The 14,277-nt window shown below is 55.5% G+C and carries 13 protein-coding genes; all 13 read right to left on the reverse strand.

All coding sequences use genetic code 11. From position 1 onward, the window contains the following. Positions 1-3: 3 nt before the first annotated feature. The 13 genes from wzyE to trxA all read right to left on the reverse strand — a co-directional run bounded on the left by wzyE (position 4) and on the right by trxA (position 14,208). On the reverse strand, positions 4-1,347 hold the full coding sequence (gene wzyE, locus IAI47_RS18470; protein WP_008926432.1) for an ECA oligosaccharide polymerase: 1,344 nt from the start codon (positions 1,345-1,347) through the stop codon (positions 4-6). After that, positions 1,344-2,411: a TDP-N-acetylfucosamine:lipid II N-acetylfucosaminyltransferase gene (locus tag IAI47_RS18475; protein ID WP_008926431.1), complete on the reverse strand. Its 1,068-nt coding sequence runs from the start codon at positions 2,409-2,411 to the stop codon at positions 1,344-1,346. Before IAI47_RS18475 ends, wzyE begins: the two co-directional genes overlap by 4 nt. Then, a complete protein-coding gene (gene wzxE / locus IAI47_RS18480; protein WP_033743352.1) occupies positions 2,408-3,658 on the reverse strand; it encodes a lipid III flippase WzxE in 1,251 nt (416 codons plus the stop codon). The genes IAI47_RS18475 and wzxE overlap by 4 nt, the downstream gene beginning before the upstream one ends. Further along, positions 3,658-4,788, reverse strand: coding sequence for a dTDP-4-amino-4,6-dideoxygalactose transaminase (rffA, locus tag IAI47_RS18485; RefSeq protein ID WP_039658617.1), 1,131 nt, complete (start codon positions 4,786-4,788; stop codon positions 3,658-3,660). Before rffA ends, wzxE begins: the two co-directional genes overlap by 1 nt. After that, positions 4,775-5,482 carry a dTDP-4-amino-4,6-dideoxy-D-galactose acyltransferase gene (gene rffC, locus IAI47_RS18490; protein ID WP_003851951.1) on the reverse strand — a complete coding sequence of 236 codons (708 nt, stop codon included), beginning with the start codon at positions 5,480-5,482 and terminating at the stop codon, positions 4,775-4,777. The genes rffA and rffC overlap by 14 nt, the downstream gene beginning before the upstream one ends. Then, complete coding sequence (gene rfbA, locus IAI47_RS18495) at positions 5,460-6,341, reverse strand: glucose-1-phosphate thymidylyltransferase RfbA (RefSeq protein ID WP_008926428.1); 882 nt, start codon at positions 6,339-6,341, stop codon at positions 5,460-5,462. The genes rffC and rfbA overlap by 23 nt, the downstream gene beginning before the upstream one ends. 19 nt (positions 6,342-6,360) lie before the next feature. Next, complete coding sequence (rffG, locus tag IAI47_RS18500; protein ID WP_008926427.1) at positions 6,361-7,431, reverse strand: dTDP-glucose 4,6-dehydratase; 1,071 nt, start codon at positions 7,429-7,431, stop codon at positions 6,361-6,363. Continuing rightward, positions 7,428-8,687 (reverse strand): UDP-N-acetyl-D-mannosamine dehydrogenase, encoded by a 1,260-nt coding sequence (gene wecC / locus IAI47_RS18505; protein ID WP_008926426.1) that lies wholly within the window; start codon positions 8,685-8,687, stop codon positions 7,428-7,430. Before wecC ends, rffG begins: the two co-directional genes overlap by 4 nt. Continuing rightward, positions 8,684-9,814 (reverse strand): non-hydrolyzing UDP-N-acetylglucosamine 2-epimerase, encoded by a 1,131-nt coding sequence (gene wecB, locus IAI47_RS18510; RefSeq protein WP_008926425.1) that lies wholly within the window; start codon positions 9,812-9,814, stop codon positions 8,684-8,686. The genes wecC and wecB overlap by 4 nt, the downstream gene beginning before the upstream one ends. Before the next feature lie 10 nt (positions 9,815-9,824). Continuing rightward, a complete protein-coding gene (wzzE, locus tag IAI47_RS18515; protein WP_003851956.1) occupies positions 9,825-10,874 on the reverse strand; it encodes an ECA polysaccharide chain length modulation protein in 1,050 nt (349 codons plus the stop codon). Between the two features lie 30 nt (positions 10,875-10,904). After that, positions 10,905-11,984 carry a UDP-N-acetylglucosamine--undecaprenyl-phosphate N-acetylglucosaminephosphotransferase gene (wecA, locus tag IAI47_RS18520; RefSeq protein ID WP_003851958.1) on the reverse strand — a complete coding sequence of 360 codons (1,080 nt, stop codon included), beginning with the start codon at positions 11,982-11,984 and terminating at the stop codon, positions 10,905-10,907. A 280-nt stretch (positions 11,985-12,264) separates the two neighbouring features. Continuing rightward, positions 12,265-13,524, reverse strand: coding sequence for a transcription termination factor Rho (rho, locus tag IAI47_RS18525; protein ID WP_003851960.1), 1,260 nt, complete (start codon positions 13,522-13,524; stop codon positions 12,265-12,267). Positions 13,525-13,875: 351 nt separating this feature from the next. Next, complete coding sequence (trxA, locus tag IAI47_RS18530; RefSeq protein ID WP_003851963.1) at positions 13,876-14,208, reverse strand: thioredoxin TrxA; 333 nt, start codon at positions 14,206-14,208, stop codon at positions 13,876-13,878. Positions 14,209-14,277 lie beyond the last annotated feature (69 nt).

Below are 14,277 nucleotides of genomic sequence, written 5' to 3' on the forward strand. Positions count from 1 at the left end.
TAATCAGAGCGGGCTGTGCAACACCCGCCTGCTGCGGTCGCGAATCAAACCTGCGCGATCCAGTAACCAGAAAAGTAATTTAGCTATGCCCAGACAGGCAGCAAAAATGATGCAGAAAAACACCACGCGAGAACCGAACGCATCGAGACCTTCGCGGGCCAGCACAATCATGTTAAATACCGCGCCAAAACAGAAGCTTTGCAGGATGGCGCCGGTGTAGCGATTGGTCTCAAGGCAGCCACGCTGATAGATCGCATCAAAGGCTTTGATAATCATCCCTACCGCGACAGCACCAACTGGAATCGCCCAGACGCCGCCCATCACCACCAGCGATCCAATTAATGTGGGGGAAATCGCCAGGCCAGAATGGTTATTCAGCACTTCCCAGGTGAAGTAGTTCGCACTGTTTAACACCGCCAGCGGCCGATCCGGCCAGAGCCAGGTCGGAATGAAAACGTAGAAATCACGCCACAGCGGCGCCAGCCCCTGGAACTCAATGCGGGCGTAGTTATCCAGCAGAAGAGCCAGATTCTCCCACGGCGAGAACGTATCACGCGTCAGATAGAGGAAGGTATAAAACGCTTCATCGCCCATTACGTCGAGGTTATAGCGGCGCAGCGCCAGCCAGAACATCCCCGCAATCGCCAGTACGCCCGCCGTTGCCAGCATCCACAATGTGATCCAGCCACGGGTGATCCCGATGAACAGGAACAGGGCAAAAGCAATAATGATATTGGCGCGGGTGCCGCCCACCAGTGCGTAGGTCAGCAAACCAAAGGCCACCGTCACCACCAGGAACAGCAGCCAGTTGCGGCGCGTCGGGCTCAGAAAATAGGGGATCAACATCGCCGGAATAAAGAAGTAGAAGAAGCGCTTGAGCGCCACCCCCGAGACTTCACTGGAGAAGATCTGGTTATAGGCGGTCAGGCGGAACAGCAGAAAACCGTTGTGAATGAAAAACACAGTGACGGTTCCCAGCGCCACCAGCGCCAGAATCACGCAGGTCAGGTGCGTTTCAACCCGATTCATCTGCAGCCAGGGCTTCGCCGGTGGCGCACTGGCGGGCTTCAGCCGCACTTTATAACTGACGTAATAAATGGCGTAAAATGCCGTCGCTGACAGCAACGCCTCCAGCAGATTCTCGACCGGCACCACCTCAACATTAAAGCGAAACACCAGCACCGAGGTCAGTGGGAAGCCGAAGTAAAAGGTCAGTAAGAACAGCAGTGTAAAGAACAGGTGGAAGTTAAAACGGACGCGCTTAAACTCCCGCCAGGTCAGGGTCAGAATAAAAACCAGCGACAGCAGATAGACCACCAGCAGGCCGCCAAACTGCATAAGACTCATGACAACTCCCCTTCGCTGAGCTGTAACGCGGCCCGCCAGCCTGCGAGATAGCCCGGCGAAAAAAAGGCGATCGCCTGTTTATCACAGCTCATCAGCTGGCGGCGTGCCTCGGCAATCATCGCAGGCGACAGCGTATCTTCGCTGAACAATACCGGAAGCTGCTGCTCAGCCACATCACGCCAGAACGGATTTTTGCGGGTCAGGATAAACGGCACGTTGGCCTGGATCAGCAGACAGAGTGTTCCCACTCCCTGCTGACGTTCAAACATAAAATAGCCGACATGACAGCGCGCCAGCAGCGCTAAATAATCATCAAACGCCAGATTTTCACGCATCAGATTCACCTGCCCGTCAGGGAACAGTGTCTCTGCTGCAGCCTGAATCTCACTGATGTACGCCTCGTTGCCTGGCGGATAGCCCAGCGGCACCTCGATGCGCACCTGCGTGCCAAACTGCGCGCGAATCGCTTTTAAACCTTCAATATGCCGGTTACTTGGATCGCCGGAGTTGCCCAGCAGCAGCGTAAACGGCTCTGCGGGATCAGACTCAACTGCGGCGGCGGGCATTCGGGTCGGGAAATAGAGCAGCGAACCCGGCACCCTGCGATGACGCTGCTGGTAGTGATGCAGGTCGCCACGGGTCGCAAAAACCTGTGCAACGCGTCCCTGTGCTATCCGGCGAACCAGATAGAACAGGCGAAACTTCAGGCTGCGTGAATCTTCATAGAGATCGGCACCCCAGACATGCCAGAAGATTTGGGAACGGCGCAACTTGCCACTGAGTAACGCCAGCCAGATCCACGGGTTAAACTGACCGTGGCAGAAAAAACGCTGCTGACGATTTCTGGCCCGCTGCAGCACCGCCTGCGCCAGCGCTTTCTTGCTGGTAAAGCACTCAATCTGCAATGCACTGAACGGTGCCAGGCTCTCTGGCTGCTGCGTTACTACCATAAAATGGCGTGGCGAAGCCACGGGCTGCTTAACGCTGAGTACATCGTTGAAAAAGCGCAGCACCGTAAGATTGTGGTGGGGAATGTCCGATCCCAAAACGTGAATTAAAGTCATTTTTTCCGGCAGTAAACAATAAAAGCGCCACAACACAGGGCAAAGTAAGCCACATAGGTAAACATATAGGCCTGCGCCGCACCCGTCGCGCCATGTAACGGGATCAACCAGCGTGAGAACAGCGTCAGCAACAGAAACTGGCTGATCTCAGTGAGAACATAAAAGCGCAGCGAGGCTTTGGCGATAACCAGATATCCGAAAACATAGGCACCGACTTTAAAAACATCACCGCACAGCTGCCAGACGAAAAGATCGCGCATCCCGCGAAAAGCCTCAGAGAACAACAGGCTGATGGCGAAATCGCGCAGCACCCAGACACCAAAACTGGCAACCGCTACGGCGGGCAGTACAAAACGCAGTGCACGGCCAATCTCGCGTGCAATGTCGTGTTTGCTCTCAAGCCGCGCCAGCGTCGGCAACAGCCAGACGCTAAAGGTTGCGGTGATAAACTGTAGATAGGCATCCGAAATACTGGTGACACCCTGCCACAATCCTACCTGCGCCCACCCTTCCTGCTCTGCCAGCAGGTTACGCATCAACACCCAGGCGACCGGCAGGGTCACAGCCGTGATCAGCGCCATCAGGGTATATTTTGCCAGATTACGCGCCAGCTCAGGGTGCCATTGCGGACGCAGCCAGCTCAGCGGCAGCGGTGCGCGGCGTTTCAGCATCAGTAGCGCCGGCAGCAGCAGCAAGGCCGGCACCAGTGCCAGGCCAATCAGCGCCCCCTGATAGCCACCCAGCCACCAGCAGAGCAGATAGCCCGCCACGCCAGTCAGGCTGCCGAGAATCAGTGCCAGCGCATTACCGCGCGCATCGCGATAACCCTTCAGCAGCGCCAGGGTAAAGTTGGCCCAGGCGATACCGAGCTGAAGAAAGGCGACGACGCGGATGACGCCCTGATAGCGATCATGACCAAACAGCGCGGCGCTGATGGGTGCCGCCGCCAGCAGAAACAGCAGCGCCAGCACACCGGAAAAGCCCAGCACCATAGCGGATGCCGTGCCCACCATCGCGCGCAGTTGTCCGGGCTGCTGCTGATACTGCGCCACATAGGTGGTGACGCCATTGAAGATGCCCGCGCCCGCCAGCACACCCAGCACGGTGATCAGCTGACGAAAGTTCCCCGCCTGGCCGACACCCTCGGGTCCGAAACTTACCGCCAGCAGTTTGACCACCAGCAGACCAGCCACAATTTTTACCAGCGTGGACGATGCGGTCCACACTGAGGCTCTGGCCAATGACATCAGGAAAAGAAGCTCAGCAGTGAGCTGATAACCGTGCTCTGATTATTATCGGACAGGTTATAGAACAGCGGCAGGCGCAGCAGACGTTCACTTTCCTGCGTGGTATAGCGATCGTCGCCGACAAACTGCGAGAAACGCTCACCGGCTGGCGAACTGTGCAGCGGAATATAGTGGAACACCGTCAGTATCTCAGCTTCTTTCATCCAGTTGATCAGCGCCTGGCGATCGTCCTGATCGCGCAGTTTGATATAAAACATGTGCGCATTGTGTTCACAGCTGGCGGGGATCACCGGCAGGCTGATACGTCCCTGGGCCGCCAGCGGCTGGAGTGCGTCGTAATAGCGCTGCCAGATGCGTAACCGCTGCTGGTTGATGCGCTCAGCGGCTTCCAGCTGCGCCCAGAGATAGGCCGCCTGCAGATCGGCCATCAGGTAGCTCGACCCCATATCGCGCCAGGTATATTTATCGACCTGACCCCGGAAGAACTGGCTGCGGTTGGTACCTTTTTCCCGCACGATCTCGGCGCGCTCGACCAGGCTGGCGTCGTTAATGAGTGTCGCGCCACCTTCGCCACCGGCGGTGTAGTTCTTGGTTTCGTGAAAACTGAAGCAGCCAATATGACCAATGGTGCCCAGGGCGCGCCCTTTGTAGCGTGACATCACGCCCTGCGCCGCATCTTCGATCACAAACAGCTTATGCTTTGCCGCCAGCGCCATAATGGTGTCCATTTCACAGGCCACGCCTGCGTAATGCACCGGCACAATGGCGCGGGTTTTTTCAGTGATAGCGGCTTCGATCAGCGTTTCATCGATGTTCATGGTGTCCGGGCGCACATCGACAAACACGATGCGCGCGCCGCGCAGCACAAAGGCATTAGCGGTCGAGACAAAGGTGTAGCTCGGCATGATCACTTCATCGCCGGGCTGCAGATCGATTAACAGCGCCGCCATCTCCAGCGAAGCGGTACAGGAGGGAGTGAGCAGCACTTTTTTGCTACCGAAACGCTGCTCCATCCACTGCTGACAGCGACGGGTAAATCCGCCGTCACCGCACAGCTTGCCGCTGTTCATTGCCGACTGCATATAATCAATTTCTGTGCCCACAATCGGGGGCGCATTAAATGGAATCATGACCTTTCCTGTAAAACCAGTAGGCGGTGCTGTCGAGCCGGGCACCGCTGCGTAAATAGAGGCGCATCGCCGTGAGATTACTCATCTGGGTGGCAACCCGAAGCTGAGCCAGCTGTCTTACCCGTGCCCAGTCCGCCGCCGCCAGCAGCAGTCGCTGACCCACGCCCTGGCCCTGCGCGTCAGGCAGCACGCCCAGCAGACCGATTCGCGCATCGCCGTCTGCCACGCGCAGCGAAACAAAACCCTGCAACTGACCGGTGGCGTCACTGGCTACCAGGCACTGGTCGTCAAATGTGCCGCGCACCGCATTTTCAATCCACTGCGCATAGAAGCGACCGCTGGCGTCCGGCGCATACCAGGGCGCGCGAAAACGGCTCTGGCTGAAGAGCTGAGATGCGGCATCGCGCAATGGCGGAATTTGTGCGTCACGCGCAATGCGAATCCCCGCCTGACGTTCCGTCTCTTTAACCGCCAGCGTCAGGTCTGCTTCGCCTTCTGCCAGCTGAAACTGATGCTGCTGCAGCGTATCAATCAGTGCCGTCTCGCTGGCAGCGACTTTCATCTGTATCAGTGCACAGGGATGCCGCAGCGCCTGCTCCAGCGGCGTCTCGCCCTGCGGCTCCAGCCGCACGGTATCAACACCGAAGAATGTGCTCTCCCAGCTAAGGGGATTAATATTGACGTGGACGGGCATGTAATAAATCCAGCAGGTATTGGCCATAGCCAGTTTTTGTCAGCGCTTCACCCGCGGCACGCAACTGGTCATCGCTGAGCCAGCTGTTACGCCAGGCGATCTCTTCCAGGCAGGCAATTTTAAAGCCCTGACGTTTTTCTACCGTCTGCACAAACATGCTGGCTTCCACCAGGCTGTCGTGTGTCCCGGTATCCAGCCAGGCAAAGCCTCGTCCCAGCAGTTCGACTGTCAGCTCACCGCGCTCCAGATACATCTGGTTGATGGCGGTGATTTCCAGCTCACCCCGCGATGAAGGCTTAACCTGCTTCGCGAATTCGATAACCTGATTGTCATAGAAGTAGAGGCCGGTGACCGCCCAGCGCGATTTCGGCTGCTGTGGCTTCTCTTCAATCGAGATCGCCTTAAAGTTATCGTCAAACTCCACCACACCGAAACGTTCCGGGTCCATAACCTGATAGCCAAACACCGTTGCACCACGATTCTGTTCGACCACTTTCCGCAGCTTGGGGCTGAAGCCCTGACCAAAATAGAGGTTATCACCGAGCACCAGGCAGCAATTGTCATCGCCGATAAAGGATTCGCCGATGATAAAGGCCTGTGCCAGTCCATCGGGACTGGGCTGCACCGCATAGCTGAGGCGAATACCAAATTCACTGCCATCACCCAGCAGGCGTTCAAACTGCGCCCGATCCTCCGGCGTGGTGATCAGCAAAATGTCGCGAATCCCGGCCAGCATCAGCACGGAAAGCGGATAGTAGATCATCGGTTTGTCGTAGACCGGCAGAAGTTGCTTTGATACTGCCCGGGTTATCGGGTGTAACCGCGTGCCCGATCCTCCCGCTAAAATGATGCCTTTCATCGCTGCTCCTTACGCGGGTTTATTGCGATAAGCCGAGGCGTTCACCCTGATAACGACCATCCAGAATGGCCTGCCACCAGGCGGGATTCGCCAGATACCATGCCACGGTTTTACGCATGCCGCTTTCAAAGGTTTCCTGTGGCACCCAGCCAAGTTCATGCGCAATTTTACTGGCATCAATGGCGTAGCGCTGATCGTGACCAGGGCGGTCAGCGACATAGGTAATCAGGTCGCGGTAATGCGCAAGCCCTGCGGGTTTCTGCTCTGCTGCCAGCTCTTCAAGAAGGCTGCAAATCGTCTCGACCACCTCAATATTGCGACGCTCGTTATGACCGCCAATATTATAGGTCTCGCCGGGCTTGCCATAGCTGACCACCTGGTAGAGTGCACGGGCATGATCTTCAACGTAGAGCCAGTCGCGAATCTGCTGCCCGTTACCGTAAACCGGCAAGGCCTTACCGGCCAGCGCATTGATGATGGTCAGCGGGATCAGCTTCTCCGGGAAATGGCACGGGCCGTAGTTGTTTGAGCAGTTGGTGACCAGCGTGGGCAGACCATAGGTTCGTAGCCAGGCACGCACCAGATGGTCGCTGCTGGCCTTGCTGGCGGCGTAAGGACTGCTTGGCGCATAAGGGGTGGTTTCGGTGAAATACGCCTGGCTGTCATGCAGATCGCCAAAGACTTCATCGGTCGAGATATGGTGGAACAGAAAGGCCCTTTTACGCGCGTCATCCAGCGTTTGCCAGTAAGAACGCGCAGCCTCCAGCAACTGCCAGGTCCCGACAATATTGGTTTCGATAAAAGCCGCCGGCCCGTCAATCGAGCGATCAACATGGCTTTCAGCGGCAAGATGCATCACGCAGTCGGGCTGATGACGGGCAAACACCTCATCAAGTGCCGTACGGTCACAGATGTCGACCTGCTCAAAACAGAAGCGGTCCGAGTTGGCCACACTGGCGAGTGACGCCAGATTTCCCGCGTAGCTGAGTTTATCGACAACCACGACCTGATGTTCGGTTTCTGCGATCAGAAAGCGCACCAGAGCCGAACCGATAAAACCGGCACCGCCCGTGATCAAAAAGCGCTTCATCGCCACACGCCTTTGGTATCGACAATCCAGTTCTGCTGAACATCGGCGGCGTTAATCGCGCGGAAGGCACGGTGATCGACCAGCATCACCAGAATATCGGCCTGAGCCAGCGCCTGCTCGCAGGAGACCAGTTCGGCGTTATCAGCCAGCGAGTCCGCAAGCTGCTCGATGTGAGGTTCAACCACCCAGGTCTTGCCACTGTGCCACTCTGCAATTTTCTGGGTCACGCCCACGGCCGGGCTCTCGCGCAGGTCGTCAATGTCAGGTTTAAAGGCCAGACCAAAGCAGGCGATAGTGACCTCGCTGGCGCGCTTGCCGGTTTGAGTCAGGCAATCCGCCAGCGCGGTTTTCACCTGGTCCAGCACCCACTGCGGCTTGGCGTCATTCACCTCACGCGCGGTGCGGATCAGGCGTGCCAGTTCAGGATTCTGCGCCACAATAAACCAGGGATCGACGGCGATACAGTGACCACCCACGCCGGGACCGGGTTGCAGAATATTGACGCGCGGATGACGATTCGCCAGCGCAATCAGTTCCCAGACGTTAATTTCCTGTTCGGCACAAATCAGCGACAGCTCATTGGCAAAGGCGATATTGACGTCACGGAAGCTGTTTTCAGTCAGCTTGCACATCTCGGCGGTGCGGGCGTTGGTCTCAACGCATTCACCTTTCAGAAACAGCCGGTATAACGCGCTGGCGCGGGCGGAACAGGCAGGCGTCATGCCGCCAATCACCCGGTCGTTGTTAATCAGCTCAACCATTACCTTGCCAGGCAGTACGCGCTCCGGGCAGTAGGCGACAAAAATATCGGGCGTCTTACCGTGCTGCGGAAAGCGCAGATCAGGACGCGCCGCAGCCAGCCACTCGGCCATCTGTTCTGTACTGCCCACCGGTGAGGTGGACTCCAGAATCACCAGATCGCCCTTCTTCAGAACCGGTGCGATCGACTCCGCTGCGGCTTTCACAAAGCGCAGATCGGGCTGATATTCATCTTTGAACGGCGTCGGTACGGCGATCAGAAAAGCGTCAGCGGGTTCAGGCTGCGTGGTGGCGCGCAGGTCGCCACGCGTAACCGCCGCATGCACCACTTCATCTAAATCGGGTTCTACGATATGGATCGCGCCACGATTGATGGTTTCAACGGCACGCGCGTTGATATCCACGCCCACCACTTTTTTTCCCTTTGAGGCAAAAACGGCTGCCGTCGGCAGCCCAATGTATCCCAGTCCAATCACGGAGATGGTTTCAAAACTCATAATTCAGCTCTGTTATCTTTTAAGGCTTGTAAAATTCGGCCACAGGCTTTGCCATCGCCATACGGATTATGGGCATGGCTCATCGCCTGCCAGGCATCGTCGTCGCTCAGCAATTCACTGACACTGGCCACGATCCTGTCGATATCCGTCCCTACCAGTTTAACGGTACCCGCATCAACCGCTTCCGGACGCTCGGTCGTGTCACGCATCACCAGCACCGGTTTACCCAGTGAAGGCGCTTCCTCCTGAATGCCGCCGGAATCGGTCAGAATCAGCCAGGCACGGTTCATCAGCCAGACAAAAGGCAGATACTCCTGCGGTTCAATCAGAATGATATTCTCAATGCCGCTGAGAATCCGGTTAACCGGCTCGCTGACATTCGGATTGAGGTGCACCGGATAGACGATCTGCGCCTCAGGATGCTGGCGGGCAATCTGCGCCAGCGCGCTGCAGATACGCTCAAAACCGCCGCCAAAGCTTTCACGCCGGTGACCGGTAACCAGCACCAGTTTCTTATCCGGGTCGATAAAGGGATAGCGCGCCGCTAATTGTGCATTCAGATTGCAGTCATCCAGCACCCGATCGCGAACCCACAGCAGCGCATCAATGACCGTATTGCCGGTGACAATGATGCGCGAATCGGGCAGGTTTTCCTGCAACAGGTTCTGACGCGAGCGGGTGGTAGGGGTGAAGTGCAGACGGGCAAGATGACCGGTGAGTTTGCGGTTGCCCTCTTCCGGCCACGGCGAAGCGAGATCGCCGGTACGCAGACCGGCTTCAACATGTCCGACCGGAATTTGCTGATAAAAGGCGGCCAGGCTCGCAGCCAGTGTTGTGGTGGTGTCACCATGCACCAGCACAATGTCTGGTTTGAAATCGAGCAGGACGGTTTTCATGCCCTCTAAAATGCGACAGGTAATCTCAGTCAGTCCCTGCTCAGGGCGCATAATATTAAGGTCATAATCCGGTTCGAGCTTAAACAGACGCAACACCTGATCGAGCATTTCGCGATGCTGTGCGGTGACGCACAGGCGCGATTCAAAAGCAGGATCCTGCGACAGCGCCTGAACCAGTGGCGCCATTTTAATCGCTTCGGGACGAGTACCAAATACGGTCAGAACTTTCACACTGTTTCTCTCACTCATGCGTGTCTGACATCAGACGCGGACGACGTGCCAGCGCCACTCCCGCGCCTGTTAATGCCCCAACGGCACCCCACATAATCATCATGAACAGACGTCGCGGACTGTCACGTGATACCGGCTCTTCCGGTGTGCGCAGATAACGGTAGGTCTGAAACTTGCTGTTCAGTTTTGGTCCGGCCTGCAGCGTGGTCAGCATTGCTCTGTTCTGATCATAGCTGATATCAAAGCTCGGCCCCGTTGCGCGCAGGGTATCCAGCTGGCCCTGTAAAACCGGCTGACCCAGCAGGAACAGATCGCTGTCTGCCAGATTCTCACCCACTTCGCGCGTCTGCTTCTCATTAATGCCCTGCTGGCTGGCGATCTTCAGCGCCTGCTCCAGCCGATGCTGCTGGCGCTGGAACACCGCGTTAGCCACATCTTCCTGACGTTTCACCTGCGCCTGCAGCTGATCGGTACGTACCCGCCAGGCACCTTTTAACTCATCGTTCAGATGACGCGCGGCGCGCTCACTGGCGTAGGCAATGTACTGACGCAGTAAATTATTGGCGTCACCTGCCGTTTCCGCTTTGAGTTTGACGTTATCGGGCAGGTTATGGGCCGCGTCAGCAGGCGTAAACAGGATATTGCCGATCATATCGTCGAGCAGCGCAGCATCGTTATGCGCATTGCCGGTTTTGCGGCTCTTGAAGTAATCCGTCTGTTGCCAGAACTCACGACGCGTATCCCACGACGCGAGTTGCATGATGAACTCCTGATAAACCTGATCCATCACAGTCGGTGACGGTGCTGACAGGGTTAAGGTGTTGCTGCGCGCATCCAGATTGGTCAGGAATTGCTGCTGCGAATAGTATGAACCCAGCATGTTCACCGTGGGACGATCGGTGATCGCGGTGGTGCTCCAGACCTGTTTCAGCAGCAGCGTGACCAGCCAGGCGACCAGAGCAAACAGCAGTGCCAGCCCGATGATCCAGCGTTTGCCACGCCATAAACGGCCGCTCAGGCCGCGAATATCCAGTTCGTTGTCCACAACGTCAGAAGGCATGGAAGAAGTATCCTTTAATCAGCATCGGGTTCATTTATTTTTTGCTTCGCGGTAATGGCTCAGGCGGCGCTTAATGCGCCGGATACGTCGCGCCACGCGCCACGCATGTTTCAGGCAGTAGCCGTAAACCATGAAAGCGCCAAGGAACAACAGCAGCATCACCCACTCCGGAATGAACGCCAGATATTCGCCCAGCACACCGATCCCGGCAAGGATGGCCGCAGCAACAGTTATCAGCACAAAGGCCTGACGTGAGGTGAAACCGGCGCGCATGATCAGATGGTGGATGTGCTGACGGTCAGCCGAGAACGGGCTCATGCCTTTACGCAGACGACGATACATAATCGCCACCATATCCATCAGCGGAATGGCAATAAGCCAGAGTGCGGTGACGGGGGTAATGGGATGGCTCAGGCCCTGCGTTGTTTCCAGCAGAATCCAGATAATGGTGAAACCGATCATGGTACTGCCGGCATCACCCATAAAGACTTTGAAGCGGCGGCCAAGGAAGCCAAGATTAAGCAGAATATAGGGCAGCGTGGCGGCAATCATCGCAAAACACCACATCGCAAGGCTGGTCTGGCCATCGAAGTAGAGGATGATTCCCATGGCGGCAAAGGTGACGGAGGAGAGGCCGCCCAGCAGACCATCGATGCCATCCACCATATTAAAGGCGTTGATTGCAGCCCAGACGGCAAACAGTGTCAGCACATAGCCAAAGGGGCCAACGATAAGCTCGAACGGACCGACGATAAAGCCCAGGCTGAGCAGATAAAGTTTTGCGCCAAACATCATCACCAGCGCGACAATGGCCTGCACGACCGCGCGAAATTTGACGCTGATATCGAAACGGTCATCCAGTGCGCCAACCAGCACCAGCACCCCTGCGCAGCCCAGATAGAGCATCGCGTGTGGCAGGTAATAGTTGGTAATGGCAAACGTAAAGCAGATACCTGCGAACACAGAAATGCCGCCCACCAACGGAATCGCGCCATGATGGCGTTTACGTGAGTTAGGCTTATCAACTAAACCAATTTTTTTAGCTGCTTTTCGAGCAAAAAAGAGGAAAGCCAGGGAAAAGAGAAAAATTAATCCAAGCTCAGTACTCATAGTGAGTAAATTCACGTTAAACGCTCTCAGCTAACATCCCGCACAACAATACGCGAAAAAACGCGCCGGTCGCTGTGTCGGATTCCGAATTCTGCATTAAGAGACAGACGAACGGTCAAAAGTTCGCCATCACTACCACAGTCATTATAAATGCTCCTGCCAGTGTTCAATCCTATAGCTCACAAATGAAAAACGCCACGTTGAGACGTGGCGTAAGGTCGATTTTCTGCGCATCTGGACTAAAAAAGCCGAATCTGTGCTTCGGCCTGGCAATCCCGGATTAAGAACGCTTCATCATGTCGAAGAATTCATCATTGGTTTTGGTCATCGCCAGCTTGTTGATGAGGAACTCCATTGCGTCGATTTCGCCCATTGGGTGAATAATCTTACGCAGGATCCACATCTTCTGCAGCTCTTCCTGAGAGGTCAGCAGCTCTTCTTTACGCGTACCAGAGCGGTTGTAATCAATCGCCGGGAAGACGCGTTTTTCAGCAATTTTACGGGCGAGATGCAGTTCCATGTTACCGGTACCTTTAAACTCTTCGTAAATCACTTCGTCCATCTTAGAACCGGTATCAACCAGCGCGGTCGCGATGATGGTCAGGCTACCGCCCTCTTCCACGTTACGTGCAGCACCAAAGAAACGCTTTGGACGATGCAGGGCGTTGGCATCCACACCACCGGTCAGGACTTTACCTGAAGCAGGAACCACGGTGTTGTAGGCACGCGCCAGACGTGTGATTGAGTCGAGCAGGATGATGACATCTTTCTTGTGTTCAACCAGACGCTTGGCCTTTTCGATCACCATTTCAGCAACCTGAACGTGGCGTGAAGCTGGCTCATCGAAGGTTGAAGCGATAACTTCGCCTTTCACCAGACGCTGCATCTCGGTCACTTCTTCCGGACGCTCATCGATCAGCAGCACCATCAGCACGCAATCCGGGTAGTTATACGCCAGGCTCTGCGCGATATTCTGCAGCAGCATGGTTTTACCGGCTTTCGGCGGTGCCACAATCAGACCACGCTGACCACGACCGATTGGCGAGGCCAGATCGAGTACGCGTGCGGTTAAATCTTCCGTTGAGCCATTACCCCGCTCCATACGCAGACGTTTATTTGCGTGCAGCGGCGTGAGGTTTTCGAACAGAATCTTATTACGCGCGTTTTCCGGCTTGTCGTAGTTAACTTCGTTAACTTTCAGCAGCGCAAAATAACGTTCACCTTCTTTTGGTGGACGGATTTTGCCAGAGATGGTGTCACCCGTGCGGAGGTTGAAACGGCGGATTTGGCTGGGAGAAACGTAGATATCATCGGGGCCGGCGAGGTAGGAGCTGTCTCCGGAACGGAGGAATCCAAATCCATCCTGAAGGATCTCCAGCACGCCATCACCGAAGATGTCTTCGCCGCTTTTTGCGTGTTGCTTCAGGATTGAAAAGATAATGTCCTGCTTGCGCATACGAGCCTGGTTTTCCAGTCCCATATTTTCGCCGAGAGTAATCAGCTCAGCAACCGGCGTATTCTTTAATTCGGTAAGATTCATAGTGATGGGTTCTTAAACTCGGGGTAATACTCGGAATGTTTGTCGTGAGTGGTATGGCAATTAATCCATGCCGTTAATGGCTCTTTTCGGCTCTTCCCGACGATCATCGTATGGAATGGCGATCGGTATGCAAGAAGGTGTCCGAATGTGATGCCAGAGTTGGAGCTAACCGTAAGATTGCTGAACCGTTCTATCTTTATAAGGTACAGGGCGACAGGGTTCAACAAGGGAAAACTTTAGATGCTAACTACAAGGTAAGTTCGTAATGCAGTATTGGTAACTTAGCACGCCTGAAAGTGAACGTCCAGCAGCAGGAGATAAATTCACCACTGCCAGACATTCAGTCCTGCATTACGCCAGATTGGCGTTCAGGAACTCTTTCAGCTGGCCTTTAGACAACGCGCCCACTTTGGTCGCGGCGACTTCGCCATTTTTAAACAGCAGCAGCGTCGGGATACCACGAATGCCATACTTCGGTGCCGTGCCTGGGTTATCGTCAATATTCAGCTTAGCGATGGTCAGCTTGCCATCATACTCTTCTGCAACTTCATCAAGGATTGGCGCGATCATTTTGCAAGGACCACACCATTCAGCCCAGAAATCTACCAGTGTAACGCCGTCGGCTTTCAGCACGTCGGTGTCGAAACTGTCATCAGTCAGATGAACGATTTTATCGCTGCTCATGTTTTACTCCACAAGATTATGCCTGGCGAATTGGCGTAAAATATACCAATGTTGGTTGACTTTATTTCA

Origin of the sequence: Pantoea sp. MT58 (genome assembly GCF_014495885.1) — a bacterium.
In the GTDB taxonomy this organism is placed as follows: Bacteria; Pseudomonadota; Gammaproteobacteria; order Enterobacterales; family Enterobacteriaceae; genus Pantoea; species Pantoea eucalypti.

Coding starts and splice junctions, on each gene's coding strand:
- wzyE (WP_008926432.1), bottom strand. CDS start 1,347: ATGAGTCTTATGCAGTTTGGCGGCCTGCTGGTGGTCTATCTGCTGTCG.
- IAI47_RS18475 (WP_008926431.1), bottom strand. CDS start 2,411: ATGACTTTAATTCACGTTTTGGGATCGGACATTCCCCACCACAATCTT.
- wzxE (WP_033743352.1), bottom strand. CDS start 3,658: ATGTCATTGGCCAGAGCCTCAGTGTGGACCGCATCGTCCACGCTGGTA.
- rffA (WP_039658617.1), bottom strand. CDS start 4,788: ATGATTCCATTTAATGCGCCCCCGATTGTGGGCACAGAAATTGATTAT.
- rffC (WP_003851951.1), bottom strand. CDS start 5,482: ATGCCCGTCCACGTCAATATTAATCCCCTTAGCTGGGAGAGCACATTC.
- rfbA (WP_008926428.1), bottom strand. CDS start 6,341: ATGAAAGGCATCATTTTAGCGGGAGGATCGGGCACGCGGTTACACCCG.
- rffG (WP_008926427.1), bottom strand. CDS start 7,431: ATGAAGCGCTTTTTGATCACGGGCGGTGCCGGTTTTATCGGTTCGGCT.
- wecC (WP_008926426.1), bottom strand. CDS start 8,687: ATGAGTTTTGAAACCATCTCCGTGATTGGACTGGGATACATTGGGCTG.
- wzzE (WP_003851956.1), bottom strand. CDS start 10,874: ATGCCTTCTGACGTTGTGGACAACGAACTGGATATTCGCGGCCTGAGC.
- wecA (WP_003851958.1), bottom strand. CDS start 11,984: ATGAGTACTGAGCTTGGATTAATTTTTCTCTTTTCCCTGGCTTTCCTC.
- rho (WP_003851960.1), bottom strand. CDS start 13,524: ATGAATCTTACCGAATTAAAGAATACGCCGGTTGCTGAGCTGATTACT.
- trxA (WP_003851963.1), bottom strand. CDS start 14,208: ATGAGCAGCGATAAAATCGTTCATCTGACTGATGACAGTTTCGACACC.